The organism is Faecalibacterium prausnitzii, from assembly GCF_003324185.1.
GTDB classification, from domain to species: Bacteria; Bacillota; Clostridia; order Oscillospirales; family Ruminococcaceae; genus Faecalibacterium; species Faecalibacterium prausnitzii.
The window spans coordinates 58,339-75,464 of sequence record NZ_PXUP01000005.1 but is presented as its reverse complement, the minus strand read 5'-3'; the positions used below and the strand labels follow the sequence as shown (position 1 = coordinate 75,464).

At 59.1% G+C, this 17,126-nt stretch carries 13 protein-coding genes and 1 other annotated feature (1 of these 14 running past the window's edge); of the genes, 6 read left to right on the top strand and 7 right to left on the bottom strand.

The genetic code is table 11. The features are described 5' to 3' along the window. Positions 1–7 precede the first annotated feature (7 nt). The 4 genes from C7J97_RS04815 to C7J97_RS04800 all read right to left on the bottom strand — a co-directional run bounded on the left by C7J97_RS04815 (position 8) and on the right by C7J97_RS04800 (position 4,372). Positions 8–937 (bottom strand): carbohydrate ABC transporter permease, encoded by a 930-nt coding sequence (locus C7J97_RS04815; protein WP_113992210.1) that lies wholly within the window; start codon positions 935–937, stop codon positions 8–10. A 186-nt stretch (positions 938–1,123) separates the two neighbouring features. Continuing rightward, positions 1,124–2,515 carry an ABC transporter substrate-binding protein gene (locus C7J97_RS04810; RefSeq protein WP_113992211.1) on the bottom strand — a complete coding sequence of 464 codons (1,392 nt, stop codon included), beginning with the start codon at positions 2,513–2,515 and terminating at the stop codon, positions 1,124–1,126. A 605-nt stretch (positions 2,516–3,120) separates the two neighbouring features. Further along, positions 3,121–3,726, bottom strand: coding sequence for a thymidine kinase (locus C7J97_RS04805; protein WP_113992212.1), 606 nt, complete (start codon positions 3,724–3,726; stop codon positions 3,121–3,123). Positions 3,727–3,730: 4 nt separating this feature from the next. After that, a complete protein-coding gene (locus C7J97_RS04800) occupies positions 3,731–4,372 on the bottom strand; it encodes a redox-sensing transcriptional repressor Rex (protein ID WP_005927090.1) in 642 nt (213 codons plus the stop codon). A 254-nt stretch (positions 4,373–4,626) separates the two neighbouring features. Here C7J97_RS04800 and C7J97_RS04795 point away from each other — a divergent pair, with 254 nt between their 5' ends. The 4 genes from C7J97_RS04795 (at position 4,627) to C7J97_RS04780 (ending at position 11,587) form a co-directional block, all read left to right on the top strand. Further along, a complete protein-coding gene (locus tag C7J97_RS04795) occupies positions 4,627–5,310 on the top strand; it encodes a ClpP family protease (protein ID WP_015536617.1) in 684 nt (227 codons plus the stop codon). Between the two features lie 254 nt (positions 5,311–5,564). Continuing rightward, on the top strand, positions 5,565–8,429 hold the full coding sequence (locus C7J97_RS04790) for a DNA translocase FtsK (protein WP_113992213.1): 2,865 nt from the start codon (positions 5,565–5,567) through the stop codon (positions 8,427–8,429). A gap of 12 nt (positions 8,430–8,441) precedes the next feature. Continuing rightward, a complete protein-coding gene (locus C7J97_RS04785; protein ID WP_113992214.1) occupies positions 8,442–10,499 on the top strand; it encodes a YgiQ family radical SAM protein in 2,058 nt (685 codons plus the stop codon). Then, positions 10,472–11,587, top strand: coding sequence for a ComEC/Rec2 family competence protein (locus tag C7J97_RS04780; RefSeq protein ID WP_113992215.1), 1,116 nt, complete (start codon positions 10,472–10,474; stop codon positions 11,585–11,587). Before C7J97_RS04785 ends, C7J97_RS04780 begins: the two co-directional genes overlap by 28 nt. Positions 11,588–11,656: 69 nt before the next feature. Here C7J97_RS04780 and C7J97_RS04775 read toward each other — a convergent pair whose 3' ends face one another. The 3 genes from C7J97_RS04775 to C7J97_RS04765 form a co-directional block, all read right to left on the bottom strand. Beyond that, a complete protein-coding gene (locus tag C7J97_RS04775; protein WP_005927075.1) occupies positions 11,657–12,109 on the bottom strand; it encodes a helix-turn-helix domain-containing protein in 453 nt (150 codons plus the stop codon). Positions 12,110–12,124: 15 nt separating this feature from the next. Continuing rightward, positions 12,125–13,483 carry a citrate/2-methylcitrate synthase gene (locus C7J97_RS04770; protein ID WP_015536613.1) on the bottom strand — a complete coding sequence of 453 codons (1,359 nt, stop codon included), beginning with the start codon at positions 13,481–13,483 and terminating at the stop codon, positions 12,125–12,127. Between the two features lie 118 nt (positions 13,484–13,601). Beyond that, entirely contained in the window at positions 13,602–14,024 is a 423-nt protein-coding gene (locus tag C7J97_RS04765) for a BlaI/MecI/CopY family transcriptional regulator (protein WP_113992216.1), read from the bottom strand. Positions 14,025–14,506: 482 nt separating this feature from the next. Here C7J97_RS04765 and serC point away from each other — a divergent pair, with 482 nt between their 5' ends. Both serC and C7J97_RS04755 read left to right on the top strand, forming a co-directional pair. Further along, positions 14,507–15,589: a 3-phosphoserine/phosphohydroxythreonine transaminase gene (serC, locus tag C7J97_RS04760; RefSeq protein ID WP_113992217.1), complete on the top strand. Its 1,083-nt coding sequence runs from the start codon at positions 14,507–14,509 to the stop codon at positions 15,587–15,589. 15 nt (positions 15,590–15,604) lie between these two features. Continuing rightward, positions 15,605–16,765 (top strand): phosphoglycerate dehydrogenase, encoded by a 1,161-nt coding sequence (locus C7J97_RS04755; protein ID WP_113992218.1) that lies wholly within the window; start codon positions 15,605–15,607, stop codon positions 16,763–16,765. A 203-nt stretch (positions 16,766–16,968) separates the two neighbouring features. Continuing rightward, positions 16,969–17,126 (top strand) — a binding site (T-box leader) (it continues 102 nt past the right edge of the window).

Here is a 17,126-nt window from a genome sequence, read left to right as displayed (position 1 = left end):
GGCCACCTTACCTTTCATCCGAGTAGTAGACCCACTTCTTCTGGCTGGTGAACGCAATGATCGTCAGGATGCAGACGATGATGAACATGATCCATGCCAGAGCAGAAGCCATGCCCATGTCATAGGACTTGAATGCGTAGTTGTAAACCAGCAGGGAGATCAGGGTAGTGGAACCACGGGGACCACCGTTGGTGATGATGTAGGGGCCGTTGAACTCCTGGAAAGCCTGGCAGATCTGAGTGACCAGGTTGTAGAAGATGATGGGGGTGATCATCGGAACGGTGATGGAGAAGAACTGACGCCACTTGCCGGCACCGTCGATGGTAGCAGCCTCGTACAGGTCTGCGGGCACGCCCTTCAGTGCAGCAAGGAACAGCACCATGGCGGAACCGAACTGCCATATACGCAAAAAGCAGATGATCCACAGCGCGTAGTTGGGGTCACTCAGCCACTCGGGGCCCTGCACCGCACCAAAGGTGACAGCGCGCACCACGGTGTTCAGCAGACCGTCCACGCTGAACACAGCCTTCCACAGCACGGCGATAGCCACAGAGCCGCCCAGAATGGAGGGGATGTAGTACACAGTGCGGAACAGGTTGACGCAGGCGATCTTGAAGTTCAGGATGTAGGCGATGAACAGTGCGAAGATCAGCTTCAGGGGCACGGTGATAAAGGCGTACTTGAAGGTGATGATCAGCGCCTTGGTGATCTTTCTGGTGTGGAATGCGGTAATGTAGTTGGCCAGACCAACAAAGTTGGTGCCGTCCTTGAAGAAGTTCATATCGGTGAAGCTGTAATACAGCGACTGACCGAAGGGGAACGCCTTAAAGACGAGAAAGCCGATGATCCAGGGGATCAGATAAAACAGGCCCTGATATTTATCGACCCATTTCTGGAACGGAGTTCGTGCGCCGGCGGGCGCATTACTTTTTTTCATCCGAAGTCCTCCTTTTACAGGATTTGAAGCAGACAGTGCAGCAGGTCACAGACCGGCAACAATTCATTCAAGGTTTGATAACCATTCACCGATAAAACAAGGGCATCTGTCGTACGGGCGGCAGATGCCCTTATTTATTTCAGATACTGAATATCCGGTTCTGACCGCTGTCAGAGAGAGGTAAGCTTAGCCGATGGTGTAGCCAACAGACTCCATGCCGTCCAGCAGAGTCTCGACAGCCTCTTCAGGGGTCTGATCGCCGTAGTCGATGTTGTCGAACACTTCCTGATAGATGCCGGTGCCGGAAGCCTTCAGGTCGTTGTTCTCGAACAGGGGATCCAGCTTGTTGGTGGTGAAGGCCATGACCTTGGCGTTAGCCTCTGCAACCAGGCTCTTGACAGCGCCGGCGTCCTGCGCGAACTTCAGGCCAGCCTTGGAAGCGGGGATGCCGCACTCAGAACCCATGATGGAAGCGCCCTTCTCCTCGTTCAGCAGGAAGTTGATCAGGGTAGCAGCCTCGGCAACGTTCTTGCAGGTCTTGGTGATAGCCAGACCCATGGACACCTTGGAGAAGCCGCCGTTGTTGTCGCCGAACTTGATCTCCTCGCCGACGGTGAAGCCGTCCTTGTTGCTGTCGTCCAGAGCGGAGGAGTACTTGCTTGCAGCGGAATCCCACTCGAAGATGCCTGCGATCTTACCGGTGATCCACTCGTTGGACTGGTGGGTAGCGGTATCGGAGTTTGCAGAGTAGTAGGTCTTCAGGTTCATCATGACGTGGTTGTCCACCAGGCTCTTGATGAAGGCCAGACCCTCAGCGATCTCCTCCTCAGTGTAGTTCAGGGTGGAGGTAACGGGATCTGCCCAGTCCTTGCCGTACTTGGACTCGAGGTAGAACACCATCAGGATCATACGGTCGTATGCGCCCAGGTGCATGGGGTAGTAATCGTCGCCCAGCTTCTCCTGGAAAGCCTTACCGGCAGCCATCAGATCGTCCAGAGACTTGGGAACCTCGGTGATGCCAGCCTTATTAAAGGTGGTCATGTTCCAGTAGAAGATACGGCCGGTCATGGAGACGGGCACGCACTGCTGGCTGTTGGCCACATAGCAGGCGTCCATAGCAGCGGAATCCCACTGGGTCAGGTCGATGAACTTGGAGGTGGTGTTCAGGTCCACAAACTTGCTGCCGTCGGCAGAGTAGTTGTACAGCCAGTTCCAGTTCACCTGGCAGACATCCTGAGCGTTGCCCGCGATGAAGGCAGCAGCCATCTTCTCTTCCCAGCCGGACCATGCGGCGAAGGTGGGCTCCACGGTGATGTTGGAGTGCTCAGCCTGGAAAGCCTCCAGAGCGCTCTGGTAAGCAGCGTGACGGCTGTCGCCGCCCCACCAGCTGATGCTCAGGTTGACGGGGCCGTCAGACAGGGCCAGGCTCTCGTCTGCGGAAGCAGCGGGGGCCTGAGAAGCAGCGGAAGAAGCGGTGGAAGAAGCAGCGGGCTTGCTGCCGCAGGCAGCCAGCAGACCTGCAGCACCGACAGCGCCGGTAGCCATCAGGAAGTTACGACGAGAAATTGCCTTGCTCATTTTTGTTCTCCTCCTAATAGAAAACATCTTCATGCAGGGGGCCTGCACATGCCCCCTTGTATACAATTATGATAACAAAAGCCACCGAAAAAAGAAAGATGTAAATTACAGTGATACGGGATAAAAACGTACAAATATTGCCCTTGTTTTCGCGTGCAATTCGACGTCCTTGCCGAAATGAATAAACTTGCGCTGAAAAACTGTGCAACTTGTATACTTCAATGACTTGCATAAAAATCTGGGATGCAACATGGGAAGAACGGCAAAAATTTCAATAATTTCTGTTACATTTACCGTTCCGCCTGTAATTTTTTATGCTCTGCCGCCCCCGCTGCTCTCTTCTTCTCCCATTCCCGCTCCCCTCCGGCAAGTAACTGCCCGGTCTGAACTGATATATCAATAGCGCAAAAAACGTGCGAATTCCGTCCGGTTGATATATCAGTTTCTCTCACAAAATGCAACAAATTGATATATCAGTCTGTATACAGCCTGTTGGAGACTATGGCGAGTGTAGCGAGACTGAGGGGGTAACTCTTCCGCAAATCACGCAAAAAAGCCGCTGCACCCGGCGCGGTACAGCGGCTTGTATAAAATATAAAAGTATCTCAGTCTTTCTTTGCAGCGTAAAACGCCCGCCGTGCCTTGAAGTAGCACTGGGGGCACATGCTGACATACTGCACATCGTTTTCAAGGTCGATGGCTACCTGCTCGCCCTCAAAGACGAATCGTCCGTTCACCTTGCGGCAGTTGCAGATGGCCTTGCGCCCGCAGGTGCAGATGGTCTTCATCTCCTCGATGGTGTGCGCCAGCTCCAGCAGACGGGTAGAGCCCGGGAAGCCCTTGAGGGAAAAATCTGCCCGCAGACCGTAGCAGATCACCGGGATGTTCAGATCTACCGTGATCATAAACAGCTGCTCGGCCTGCTCCGGGGTAAAGAACTGGCTCTCGTCGCACAGCACACAGGCCAGCGGCCCGGAGGCAGCGTTTGCCGCCTTCACGGCTTCGAACACGTCCAGCTCCGGCGGGATCAGCAGGTCTGCCTTGCGGCGCACGCCCAGACGGCTCACCAGTTCCCCGCCGCCCTTGGTATCCACCTGCGGCTTTAAAATGAGCACCTTCATGCCCTGCTCTTCGTAGTTGTGTGCCACCTGCATCAGCGCTGTGCTCTTGCCGCTGTTCATGGCACCGTAGCGGAAATACAATTTTGCCATGCCGTCACTCCTGATTGCGCAGACGGTAGCCCAAGCTCATCAGGCTGTCGCCCAGATGGACGTTTTCCACCACCACATTGGGGTACGACACCGACAGGTCATAGTGGGAGAAGTTCCAGAAGCCCTCAATGCCCAGATCCACCAGCCGTCCGCTCACCTGCTGTGCACCATCGCGGGGCACACAGAGCACAGCCACCTTGGGCTTGTTTTCCTCACAGAAGGCCTCCAGCTCGTCAATGTGCCGGATGCGGATACCGCTGATCTCCTTGCCTACCTCGTTTTCAGCCACATCAAAGGCAGCGATCAGCTTGTAGCCGTTGGTATCGGTAGTGATAAAGCGGCTCACGGCCTTGCCCAAGCGGCCGCAGCCGATCAGAATGGTGGGCAGACGGTCGCCGTTGCCGAACAGCAGACTTTCCAGAATGGAAAGCAGGTTCTCCACCGAGTAGCCGATGCCCTGCCGTCCGTTCACGTCACCGATGCAGTTGAAGTCCTGCCGCACCTGCGAGGCGGTGGTGCCCATCTGAGAGGCCAGTTCCCGGGAGGAGATGCTGGTAATGCCATCGGCCTGCAGGGAGCGCAGATACCGGTAATATTTGGGGAGACGCTTGATCACAGGGATCGATGCTTTCTGGGGGGTGTTCATAGCAAAATTCTCCTTTCTGCCCAACGCGCTGCAGCTTCTGCCGCCATGCAAGGGGCTTCTTTGCGCGCAGAGAGATGTTCCGTTTTATCCTGTTATATTATTTAAAGTATACAGCATGAAAGGCGAATGTCAAATACCTATTTGTAAAAAAGCAAAAAATTCACAAAGTTTTTTGTATTCGCGCTCCTGCATACTTCCCCGGCAGCCGGGGGATACTGACCCCACAAAGACCCTGCTACGGAAGGAGAACGCGCATGGATACGGCAAAAGACACCCCCGCAGAGCAGCACCGGATGGAAAAAGAGGATATCGAGGATCTGGGCACGGTCACCCTGAGCCGGGGCGGTCATGTCATCCACTGCCTGACCGTCATCGGCCAGATCGAAGGGCATACCGAAGCGCCGCAGGGGCAAAAGACCACCAAATATGAGCACGTCATCCCCCAGCTGGTGGCGGTGCAGGAGGACCCCCGCATCGAGGGGCTGCTGGTGCTGCTGAACACGGTGGGCGGCGATGTGGAGACCGGCCTTGCGCTGGCAGAGCTGATCGCCAGCATCTCCAAGCCCAGCGCCACGCTGGTGCTGGGCGGCGGGCACTCCATCGGCATCCCGCTGGCGGTCAGCGCGCGGCACAGCTTCATCGTCCCCACCGCCACCATGACGGTGCACCCGGTGCGGCACTCCGGGCTGATCTTAGGCGTGCCGCAGACCATGCACTGCTTTGAGCAGATGCAGCAGCGCATCACCGGCTTTGTGGCCGCCCACAGCGGCATGCCGGAAAAGCGCTACACCCAGCTGATGCTCCACACCGGGGAACTGGTCATGGACATGGGCACGGTGCTGGACGGACGCCGCGCCGTAAAGGAAAAGCTCATCGACGAACTGGGCGGTCTTTCGGACGCGCTGGCGTGGCTGTACGGGGAGATCGAACGGGGGTAAGGCCTTGCGTCTCCCCCGCCGGACGATTTGAACTGCGCTCCGCGTTGCTCTGCGCAGGAACAGCGGAAAAATTATTTTTTATTTCGCGTTTGTCGCGCTCTGCGAAGCGCTCCAAACGCCTTTTCACGAGAGGGGCTGGGTTCGTTCCATTTTCCTCCAACAAAAACAACATTATGGTTTGCCATTTTTGCCCTTGCGTGGTACAATAGTAGAATCAATTATTGTGTCTATGGGAAGTTGGGGAACAGAGTAGAATGGCAACGAAAAAACGAAAATCAACGAAACGGCGTACTGCCGCCCGCCGTAAAAAGGCAGAGCAGCGGCTCCCGGCAGGGCTTGGCACCCTGTTCGGCGGCCTGCTGCTGATCGTGCTGGCCTTTGTGCGGGGCGATTCCGTATGGCGGGTGCTCCATGATGTGCTGTTCGGGCTGTTCGGCTGCGGCAGCTTTGTGCTGGGTGCAGCCGTGTGCTGTCTGGCCGTTTTGTACACCCGGGGCGAGGAGCTGCTGTCCCGCATCCTCAAGCTGGTGCTGGGGCTTGTCTTTGTCTGCGGCACGGTCATCGTGTTTTCCGATATCCAGCCGCAGGGGCTGTCGGCGCTGCAAATGCTTTCCGCCTGCTACGCCAACGGCGTCAATGCATGGCTCTCCGGCGGCGCAATGGGCTTTGTGCTGGGCGGCATGCTGCTTTTGCTGTGCGGACGCCCGGCAGCAAATCTCATCATGGTCGTGCTTTTGCTGTGCGGCAGCCTGTACATTTTTGATATTACCCCCGCCGAGGTCTGGATCTGGCTGTGTGCCGTCACCGGCGGTATCCACGCCCGCGGCGCTGCCTTTGCAGAGCAGCGCGCTGCCCGCCGCGCCGAGCGCGCCTCCATCCGGCAGGCAGAGCGGGCGATCGATGAGGAATACGACGAAACCGAGGACGAGCCGCTGGACGAGGAGGACGAGCCCGCCGGGCTGCATCTGGGGGTGCCGGACTGGATGTCCGGCGTGCTGCGCTGGGGGCATAAGGTAACGCAGGAGATGGAGGCAGACGCTGCGGACACCGAAGCCGCTCCCGCCGCCCCTGCCCAGCCGGAGCCTGCCGCGCCGTCCATCACCCCGGTACGGGTCAGCGTTGCCCATCCCCGCGCGGCCTTTGACGTAGACCTTGGCCCCGACCACACCGCTCTCTCCGAGGGCGGCAGCGAGCCCATTGAGCCGCTGATCGTCGGGCCGGGCGGCACCTTCGGGCAGGACCCGCTGCGCCCTGCGCCCAAGCCCACGCCGCCGCCCATCGTGGCAGACCCGGTGGTCACCGCTGCGGCAGATTTCTTTGCCAAAGATGCCCCCCAGCCGGAAGAGTCTTCCCCTGCCCCCGCTTTTGATACTCCCATCGTCCAGCCGGCAGCGCCGGTGGTGCAGCCGCAGATGCCGCAGCCGTCGGAAGCTGCGCCCATCCAGCCCGCCGTGCCCCGGGTGAGTGCCGAGAACGCCGTGGCGTTCCGCTCTGCGCCGGACGAGGACGGCTGGATCAGCATCACCGCCGAGCCGGTGGAGGAAAAGGACATCAACTCGCTGGTGGCAGCAGCCATGGAAAAGCCCGCCGTCTCGGAGCAGGCAGCCGCCACCGCCCCTGCCGAGGAGACCGAGCCGGTGGACCGCTACGAGTACCAGTACCCGCCCATCGAGCTGTTTGAAAAAACGCAGGAGGAAAGCGACCCCGGCGCACAGGAGGAGCTGAAGGCCAACGCCCAGAAGCTGGTGGACACGCTGGAAAGCTTCGGCGTGCGCACCCGGGTGCTGGATATCTCCCGCGGGCCCTCTGTTACCCGGTACGAACTGCAGCCCATGGCGGGTGTGAAGATCAGCCGTATCACCTCGCTGGCGGACGATATCGCCCTGAACCTCGCGGTGGCAGACGTGCGTATGGAAGCCCCCATCCCCGGCAAGCCCGCCGTGGGCATCGAGGTGCCCAACCACAAAAAGACCGCCGTTTCCATCCGCAGCATCTTTGAGAGTCAGAGTTTTCTGCGCATGACCTCGCCGCTGGGCATCGCCCTTGGCAAGGACATTGCCGGTGTAGCGCAGGTGACCGACCTGTGCAAGATGCCTCACCTGCTCATCGCGGGCAGCACCGGCAGCGGTAAATCCGTGTGCGTGAACAGCATCATCATGAGCCTGCTGTTCCGCTCCAGCCCGGAGGACGTGAAGCTGCTGCTCATCGACCCCAAGGTGGTGGAGCTGGCCGAGTATAACGGCATCCCCCACCTGCTGATGCCCGTTGTCACCGAGCCCCGCAAGGCCGCCGGTGCACTGGGCAGCGCAGTGCAGGAGATGGAGCGCCGCTACCGCCTGTTTGCGGAGAACAATGTGCGCGATATCAAGTCCTTCAACAAGCTGGCTGCCGAGCAGCCGGAGCTGGAAAAGATGCCCTACATCGCCATTATCATCGACGAGTTGGCCGACCTGATGATGGTGGTGGGCAAGGACGTAGAGGATTCCATCTGCCGCATCGCCCAGAAAGCCCGTGCCGCCGGTATGCACCTAATCGTTGCCACCCAGCGCCCCAGCGTGGACGTGATCACCGGCCTGATCAAGGCCAACATCCCCAGCCGCATCGCCTTTGCGGTGTCCAGTCAGGTGGACAGCCGCACCATTCTGGACGGTGCCGGCGCAGAAAAGCTGCTGGGTCAGGGCGATATGCTCTTTATGCCCGTGGGCGCACCCAAGCCCACCCGCATCCAGGGCACTTTTGTGCGGGATGAGGAGATCAGCCGTGTGCTGGACTTCATCAAATCCAGTGCCACCGTGCAGTACGACGAGGCCATGATCGAGGCCATGGAAAAGCACGCCATTCAGGACGGCAAAAAGGGCGGCGGCGGTGCCGACGCCGAGGAGGACGCAGGCTCCGACCCCATGTTCAAGCAGGCCGTGGACGTGGTCATCGACGCCGGTCAGGCCTCCACCAGCCTGTTGCAGCGCCGCTGCAAGCTGGGCTACGCCCGCGCCGCCCGCATCATGGACGAGATGGAGCAAAAGAGCATCATCGGCCCTTACGAGGGTGCAAAGCCCCGCGCCGTACTCATCAGCCGCCAGCAGTGGCTGGAAATGCAGATGAACCAACCGGAGGAATAATAAAGGAGCATTATGGAACATTCTACTCCCCAGATCTACACCGAATTTCTTCCCATCAGCCGGGCGGACATGGAAGCCCGGGGCTGGGAGCAGCTGGACTTTGTGGTGGTGGGCGGTGACGCCTATGTGGACCACCCCAGCTTTGGCACCGCCATCATCAGCCGCCTGCTGGAGGCCGAGGGCTACAAGGTGGGCGTGCTGGCACAGCCCCGCTACACCGACTGCGAGGACTTCAAGCGGTTCGGCAAGCCCAAGTACGGCTTTTTCATTGGCGGCGGCAACGTAGACAGCATGGTCAGCCACTATTCCGTGGCAAAGATCCCCCGCGCCGAGGATGAATACTCTCCCGGCGGCAAGGCCGGTGCCCGCCCGGACCGCAGCGCCACCGTGTACACAAAACTTGCCAAGCAGGCTTACCCCGACCTGCCGGTGATCTTAGGCGGTCTGGAGGCCAGCCTGCGCCGGTTTGCCCACTACGATTACTGGCTGGACACCGTGCTGCCCAGCATTGCCGAGGACTCCGGTGCGGATCTCATCAGCTTTGGCATGGGCGAGCACCAGACCGTGGAGATCGCCCGCCGTCTGGCCGCCGGGGAGCCGGTGGAGACCATCACGGACGTGAACGGCACCTGCTACCTGACCGATTTCGACCACCTGCCCCAGCGGTATGTGGAGTGCGCCGGTTTTAAAAAGGTGGCCAGCGATAAAACCGCCTACGCCAAGGCCTGCCGCATCCAGATGGACAATCAGGACGTGGTCAGCGGCCAGATCATCGTGCAGAAGCAGAGCGAAAAGTATCTGGTGCAGAACATCCCCGCAAAGCCGCTGGTGCGCGGAGAGCTGGACAAGGTGTACGCCCTGCCCTACACCCGCCGCTATCACCCCATCTACGAGAGCATGGGCGGCGTGCCCGCCATCCGCGAGGTGCAGTTCTCCATCATCCAGAACCGCGGCTGCTTCGGCGGCTGTAACTTCTGCGCCATCCAGCTGCATCAGGGGCGGCGGGTCACCAGCCGCAGCGCCGACAGCATCGTGGAGGAAGCCGAGCGCATGACCCACGAGCCGGACTTCAAGGGCTACATCCACGATGTGGGCGGCCCTACCGCAAACTTCCGCTTCCCCTCCTGCCGCGAGCAGATGCTGCGCGGCATGTGCACCGGGGGCAAGCACTGCCTTGCCCCCACCACCTGCTCCCACATGATCGTGGATCACAGCGACTACCTTAAAATTCTGCGCCGGGTGCGGGAGCTGCCGGGCGTGAAAAAGGTGTTCATCCGCAGCGGCATCCGGTTCGACTACCTGATGGCGGACCCGGACGATACCTTCTTCAAGGAGCTGGTAGAATACCATGTATCCGGCCAGTTGAAGGTCGCCCCGGAGCACTGCGCCCCCAATACCCTTGCCTACATGGGTAAGCCGCCCATCGAGACCTTCAACAAGTTCAAGGATAAGTTCTACGAGCTGAGCAAGAAGGCGGGCAAAAAACAGTATCTGGTGCCCTACCTCATGTCCAGCCACCCGGGCAGCACCCTGAAGGACGCGGTCTATCTGGCCGAGTACCTTTACAAGAACCACATGCGCCCGGAGCAGGTGCAGGACTTCTACCCCACCCCCGGCACCGTGAGCACCTGTATGTTCTATACTGGGCTTGACCCCTACACCCTCAAGCCGGTGTTTGTGGAAAAGACCCCCGAGGGCAAGGCATTGCAGCGCGCACTGCTGCAATACTACGAACCCCGCAACGCCGAAAAGGTGGTCAAGGCCTTGCAGCTGACCCACCGGGAGGACCTGATCCCCCTGCTTGTGCCCGCCGTCGGCCGCCGCGCCGTGCAGCGCACCGCCCGCCGGGCAGAGAGCGCCGAGGTGACCATCCACAACGATGGCACTTATACCGTACACCCCAGCCAGAAGGGACGCAGTACCGGCAAAAATGCCCGCGCTGCTGTCCCGGCAGGCCGTCAACCCAGCCCGGGCGCACGCTTTGCGCCCAACTCTGCGCCCGGCCACAAACCCAAGAATAATCAACAGAAAGAGAACGCAACGTGGAAAACTGGAAAGAAGAAAAAATAACCCTGCTCCCCCGCCGCCTGTTCCTGCGGCTGGCTGCGCTGGCGCTGGCCGCTGTGCTGGCGCTGGGGCTTACCGCCTGTGACAGCCTGCCCGGCAGCGGCGGACACATCGTCAAGCCCTCCACCGGGACAAGTCAGCCCTTTGAGATGCACTTCATTGATGTAGGGCAGGCGTTGAGCGTATTGGTGGAGTGTGACGGACAGTTCATGCTCTACGACGGCGGCAACGTGGACGACGGCAGTCTGGTGGTCTCCTACCTGCAAAAGCAGGGGGTGGAGCAGCTGCAATATGTGTTCTGCTCCCATGCCCACGAGGACCATGTAGGCGGACTTGCCGCCGTAATGGCAAAGTTCCCGGCGGGACACGCTTACAGCCCCGTAACCGAGGGCAGCACCAAATGCTTCAACGATTTTGTCAAGTATACGCAGCAGCAGGGCTTGCAGCTGGAAGTGCCCTCCGTGGGCACCGTCTGGCCGCTGGGCAGCGCCACCGTTACCCTGCTGGGCCCGGTAACGCAGTACAGCGAGACCAACAACACCTCTCTGGTGCTGCGCATCGACTACGGCAGCACCAGCTTTCTGCTGACCGGTGACATGGAAAAGACCGCCGAGACCGACCTTGTGAACAGCGGTGCCAACCTGAAGGCCGATGTACTGCAAGTAGGGCACCACGGCTCCAGCACCAGCACCGGCTACCTGTTTCTGAACGCTGTTCTGCCGGAAATGGGCGTCATCTCCTGTGGCACGGGCAACAAGTACGGCCATCCCCACGAGGAGACCCTGAGCATCCTGCGGGACGCAAAGGTGGACGTCTACCGCACCGACCTGCAGGGCACCATCACCATTGGCAGCGACGGCCAGAACTTCACCGTGGGCACCGAGCGCTTTGTGCCGGACAGCCAGCTGAACCCCACCGACCCGTCGTCCTCCAGCACTGCGCAGCAAGCTTACATCGGCAACGTGAACAGCAAAAAGTTCCATCTGCCCACCTGCGCAAACCTGCCTGCGGAAAAGAACCAAGTCCTCTTTTCCAGCTACGACGAAGCCATTGCCGCAGGCTATACCCCCTGCGCAAGCTGCATCAAATAAAAATATTTTTATAAAAAGAAAGATACCGGGCGGCCTACAAAGCTGTCCGGTATCTTTCTTTCATAATCGTTACTGCGCTGCCGGGAACTCCTTCTCCCGCTCTTCTTTCAGGATGGCAGTGGCACGCTGCATGGTGGCAGCGGCGCGGCGCAGCTCTTCGTCTCCAAGCTCCGTGCGCATCCGGCGGTAGCAGCGCTGCAAAAGCGCCTGCTCCTCCGCCATCAGCTCCACCGCCTTGCTGGAAAGTTCCACATAGGTGCGCCCGGCCTCGCGGTCGGTTTTCCACGTCACAAAGCCGCTGTCCTGCAGCTTCTCGATGCCCTTGGAAAGCTCGGTCACCCGCAGCCCCATGGCGGCGGCAAGGTCGGCAAGATAGAGCTTTTCGCCGGGATGTGCCTCCTGCTCTACCTTGATATAATACAGGATGAGATAATCTGCCCGCTGGATGGTGCTGAACACCTTATCCACGTTGAGCTCGTGGAGGAAGAACCATTCCCCCTGATGCTGCTGTAACTCTTCCATGCTGATGCCCTCCCTTTATGCCCGCTGGCTGCGCGGGATATAATCGTGGGTGCCGCCAAGGCTCTTGTAGGCCGGGCGGATGATCTTGTTGGCGCTGAGCAGCTCCTCGATGCGGTGGGCGCTCCAGCCCATGACGCGCGCCACGGCAAACAGCGGGGTGTACAGCTCCATGGGGATGCCCAGCATCTCGTACACAAAGCCGCTGTAAAAGTCCACGTTGGGGCTGACGCCCTTGAAGATCTTGCGCTCCTGCGCGATCAGCTGCGGTGCCATGCGCTCGATACGGGTATAGAGGGAAAGATCCTTATCCCGTCCCTTTTCGTGGGCAAGCTGCTCCACATAGCCCTTGAACACCACCTCGCGCGGGTCGCTGAGGGAGTAGACGGCGTGACCCATACCATAGATCAGACCCTTGCGGTCAAAGGCCTCACCGTGGAGCAGCTTTTTCAGGTAGGCTTCCAGCTCCTCGTCGTCCTCAAGGTCGTGGAGGTTGTCCCGGATGTTCTGCATCATGTGCATGACCATCAGGTTTGCACCGCCGTGGCGCGGGCCCTTGAGGGAGCACAGCGCCGCCGCCATGGCCGAGTAGGTGTCGGTGCCGGAGGAGGTGACCACGCGGGTGGTAAAGGTGGAGTTGTTGCCGCCGCCGTGCTCGGCGTGCAGCAGCAGCGCCACGTCCAGTACGCGGGCTTCCAGCGGGGTGTACTGCATATCCGGGCGCAGCATCCGCAAAAAATTCTCTGCGGTGGAAAGGCTGGGGTCCGGGCGGTGGATATACATACTGGCGTCTTTTTCGTAGTGATTATAGGCGTGGTAGCTGTATACCGCCAGCATGGGGAAGATGCCCGCCAGCTGGATGCTCTGGCGCAGCACGTTGGCGGTGTCCAAATCTGCCGCCTTGGGGTCGTAGGAAGCCAGCGTCAGCACGCTGCGCGCCATGCTGTTCATGATATCGTGGCTGGGTGCCTTCATAATGACATCGCGGGTAAAGTTGGTGGGCATGGTGCGGCACTCGCCCAGCACCGCGCAGAACTGTTCCAGCTGCTCCGGGGTGGGCAGCTGACCAAACAGCAACAGATATCCCGCCTCCTCAAAGGCAAAGCGGCTGCCGCGGCTGCCGTTGATGAGGTCTTTTACGTCATAGCCGCGGTACAGCAGCTGACCGTCTGCCGGGTGCTTGACCCCGTCCACATACTGGAACGCCCGGATGTCCGAGATGTTGGTCAGACCTGCCAGCACGCCCTTGCCAGTCTCATCGCGCAAGCCGGCCTTGACCCCGAACTCCCGATAGAGGTCCTTGGGGATGCGGTCGTGCTCTGCGCAAAGGGGCTGCTGCTGGTCGAAGTAACTTAATACATTCTGCAAATGATCCATGTGTCTGGCTGCTCCTTTCCTGTTCGTCCATATCAGTTTCTCATTTTTTAATAGCTTTTATATTACAGAACGGATATTTCGCTGTCAACCAACATTTTGTAAAAAAATATGAAACAATTCAGCCATAGGGGTCGTACAAATCGTACTCCTCCGTCTCCTGATGCTTCTCCTCCAGCACCCGGATGGCCTGCTCCAAGGCGCTCTGGGAGCAGCCGCTCTCGCTTACCAGCGCATGGACGGCGGCGGCAAGGTCGCCGTCAAACAGGGTATCCAGCCGCTGCCGCATACAGTACACGTCGTAAGCCCGCCGGGTGACCAGCGGCACATACACGTTGCAGTTGCCCTGTTTTGCCGACCTGACCCAGCCTTTTTCCTCCAACCGGTAGAGAAAATTCAGCACCGTGGCTGCTGCCCAGCCGGTGGCCTTGAGCTTCTGGCTGATGTCCCGCCGCGCCGCCGCGCCCGGGCACGCCCACACCGCAAACATCACCTGTTCTTCCGCCGCCGAAAGCGGCCGCAGGGTATCTGGTAAGCCGTACATCTGTTGTACCTCCTTGAATGATTCAATTCCCCTTAGTCACCGTTTTTTGCGGTGGGGCGATTTAGAATGGTCTCCGCTTCGCTCTGACCATTTTCAGCGGAATGACTATTTTATTTCGCGTTTGTCGCGGCCTGCGGGCCGCTCCAAACGCACTTTCACAGTTTGGGCTTCGTTTTTCTTTTACATTTGTCTTATTTTTCCCAGTATACCGCATTTCTGCCAAAGGTGCAAGGGCGGAAAATCCGCATGGAATCAGGGGATCGTACGCTTCTTTTACAATTGTCTTATATTTTGTCTCCGCACGGCGTACATTTGTATGCTTTGTGCTCTCATGCGGGGTGCAGGGGCCATATCTTTGTGCAAAGATGCTCTTGTTTTCGGCATGGGAAAACCGGTATACTACGGCTACAGAAAGTAACAGACGCACCGCAAAACGGCGGTGCTGCGTGATAGGTATACCACAGGAAAAGGAGAGGTTCATTATGGCACGAGTATATAACTTCAGCGCAGGCCCCAGCATGCTGCCCGAAAAGGTGCTGCGGCAGGCGCAGGCCGAGCTGCTGGAATACGGCGACAGCGGTCAGAGCGTCATGGAGATGAGCCACCGCAGCAAGTGGTTCGATGCCATCATCAAGGACACCGAAGCTTCCCTGCGCCGGGTGATGAACATTCCCGATAACTACAAGGTGGGCTTCTTTCAGGGCGGTGCTACCCAGCAGTTCGCCATGGTGCCGCTGAACTTTATGACCACCGGCAAGGCAGACTACATCGTGTCCGGCAACTTCTCGGGTCTGGCTGCCAAGGAGGCCGCCAAGTTCGGCGAGGCCAAGATCGTAGCATCCAGTAAGGATAAAAATTTCACTTATATCCCGGATGTAAACGCTATCAACTACGATAAGGACGCCAGCTACATCCACATCTGCCAGAACAACACCATCTTCGGCACCCAGTATGTGGAGCTGCCGCAGGTGGAGGGCGTGCCGCTGGTGGCAGATATGAGCTCCATGATCCTTTCCAAGCCGGTGGACGTCAGCAAGTACGGCTGCATCTACTTTGGCGTGCAGAAGAACGTAGCCCCCGCCGGTATGGCCATTGCCATCATCCGGGACGACCTGCTGGGTCACGCCGCCGATAACGTTCCCACCATGATGAACTACACCACCCTGCTGGCGAAGGACAGCATGTACAACACCCCGCCGTGCTGGTGCATCTACATGACCGGTCTGGTGCTCAAGTATCTGGAAAACGATATCGGCGGTCTGGCCAATATGCAGAAGATCAATGAGGCCAAGGCCAAGGTGCTGTACGATTATCTGGACGGGCAGGAGTTCTTCACGAACCCTGTGGAGCACCGCTACCGCAGCACCATGAACGTCACCTTCACCAGCCCCAACCCGGACATGGACAAAAAGTTCTGCGCCGAAGCCGCCGAGGCGGGCTTTGTGAACCTGAAGGGTCACCGTCTGGTAGGCGGTATGCGTGCTTCCATTTACAACGCCATGCCTGCCGAGGGCGTGGACAAGCTGGTGGACTTCATGGAGAAGTTCCGCAAAGAGAATGCATAAAGAGGGGTTTCAGATATGTACACCATCAAAACGCTCAACGCCATCAGCCCGGTGGGGCTGGCAAAGCTGCCCAAGAACCAGTTCGATGTCACGGTGGATGCCGACGCCCCGGACGGTATTCTGGTGCGCAGCGCCGATCTTTTGAACACCACCTTCAACGACAATCTGCTTGCTATCGCCCGCGCCGGTGCGGGCGTGAACAACATCCCGCTGGAGCGCTGCAGCGAGCAGGGCATCGTGGTGTTCAACACCCCGGGTGCCAACGCCAATGCCGTGGCGGAGCTGGTCATCGGCATGCTCATCGCAGGCAGCCGCAACGTGGCCGCCGCCGCCCAGTGGTGTCAGGGTCTGGCCGGTGACCCCGCCATGGCCAAGAGCGTGGAAAAGGGCAAAAAGCAGTTCGTGGGCAACGAGATCAAGGGCAAGACCCTTGGCGTCATCGGTCTGGGTGCCATCGGCTCCCGGGTGGCAAACTGCGCCATCGAGCTGGGCATGGAAGTCTACGGCTACGACCCCTACATCTCCATTGAAGCAGCATGGAACCTGAGCAGTCAGGTGCACCACTGCGTAAACCTGAACGATATGCTGCCCCTGTGCGACTACATCACCATCCATGTGCCCTACCTGCCCACCACCAAGGACACCATCAACGCCCAGACCCTTGCTTTGTGCAAGGACGGCGTCAAGATCCTGAACTACGCCCGCGGCGAGCTGGTGAACACCGCCGCCCTGCTGGAAGCCATGGACAACGGCAAGGTGTCCGGCTACATGACCGACTTCCCCTCCGAAGCCATTCTGGGTCGTCCCGGCATCGTGTGCACCCCGCACCTTGGCGCTTCCACCCCGGAAGCCGAGGACAACTGCGCCATCATGGCAGCACAGGAGCTGAGCGATTACCTGCGCAACGGCAACATTACCCACTCGGTCAACCTGCCGGAGGTGCACCAGCCCCGCGCCGGCGGCAAGCGCATCTGCATCATCCACAAGAACGAGCCGGGCATGATCAGCCAGATCACCGCCCTGACCACCGAAGCGGGTCTGAACATCGAAAACATGGTGAACAAGAGCAAAAAGAACATGGCCTACACCATGCTGGATGCCACCGGTGCCGTGGATGCCCGCCTGAGCGAGAAGCTGAGCAGCATCCCCGCCGTCATCCGGGTGCGCATCCTGTAACAGCAAAAATACACGAGACACAAAAAGGTGAAGTGGCCAGCGGTCACTTCACATTTTTCATAAAGGATCCACACCCGGCAAAGCTGGCCGAGGCAGTCATCACATGAGCTGCTTTCATTCATGATATGAACCAGATGAAAAAACAGACGGGTCATATCCCTTGACTTCAGCCCCCCGGGGGAGTATACTCCGTGGCAGTGAAATATTCGGCTATGACGAGAAAGAGTACCCGGAAAGAATGCTGCAGAGAGCTGCCGACTGGTGCAAGGCAGTGCAGGGCGTCCGTGGGAAGATCCTCTCCGAGCTTTCCGGCTGAATGGGCGGTGTCTACGCCCCAGTAAGCAGGAACGGCAGGCCCCCG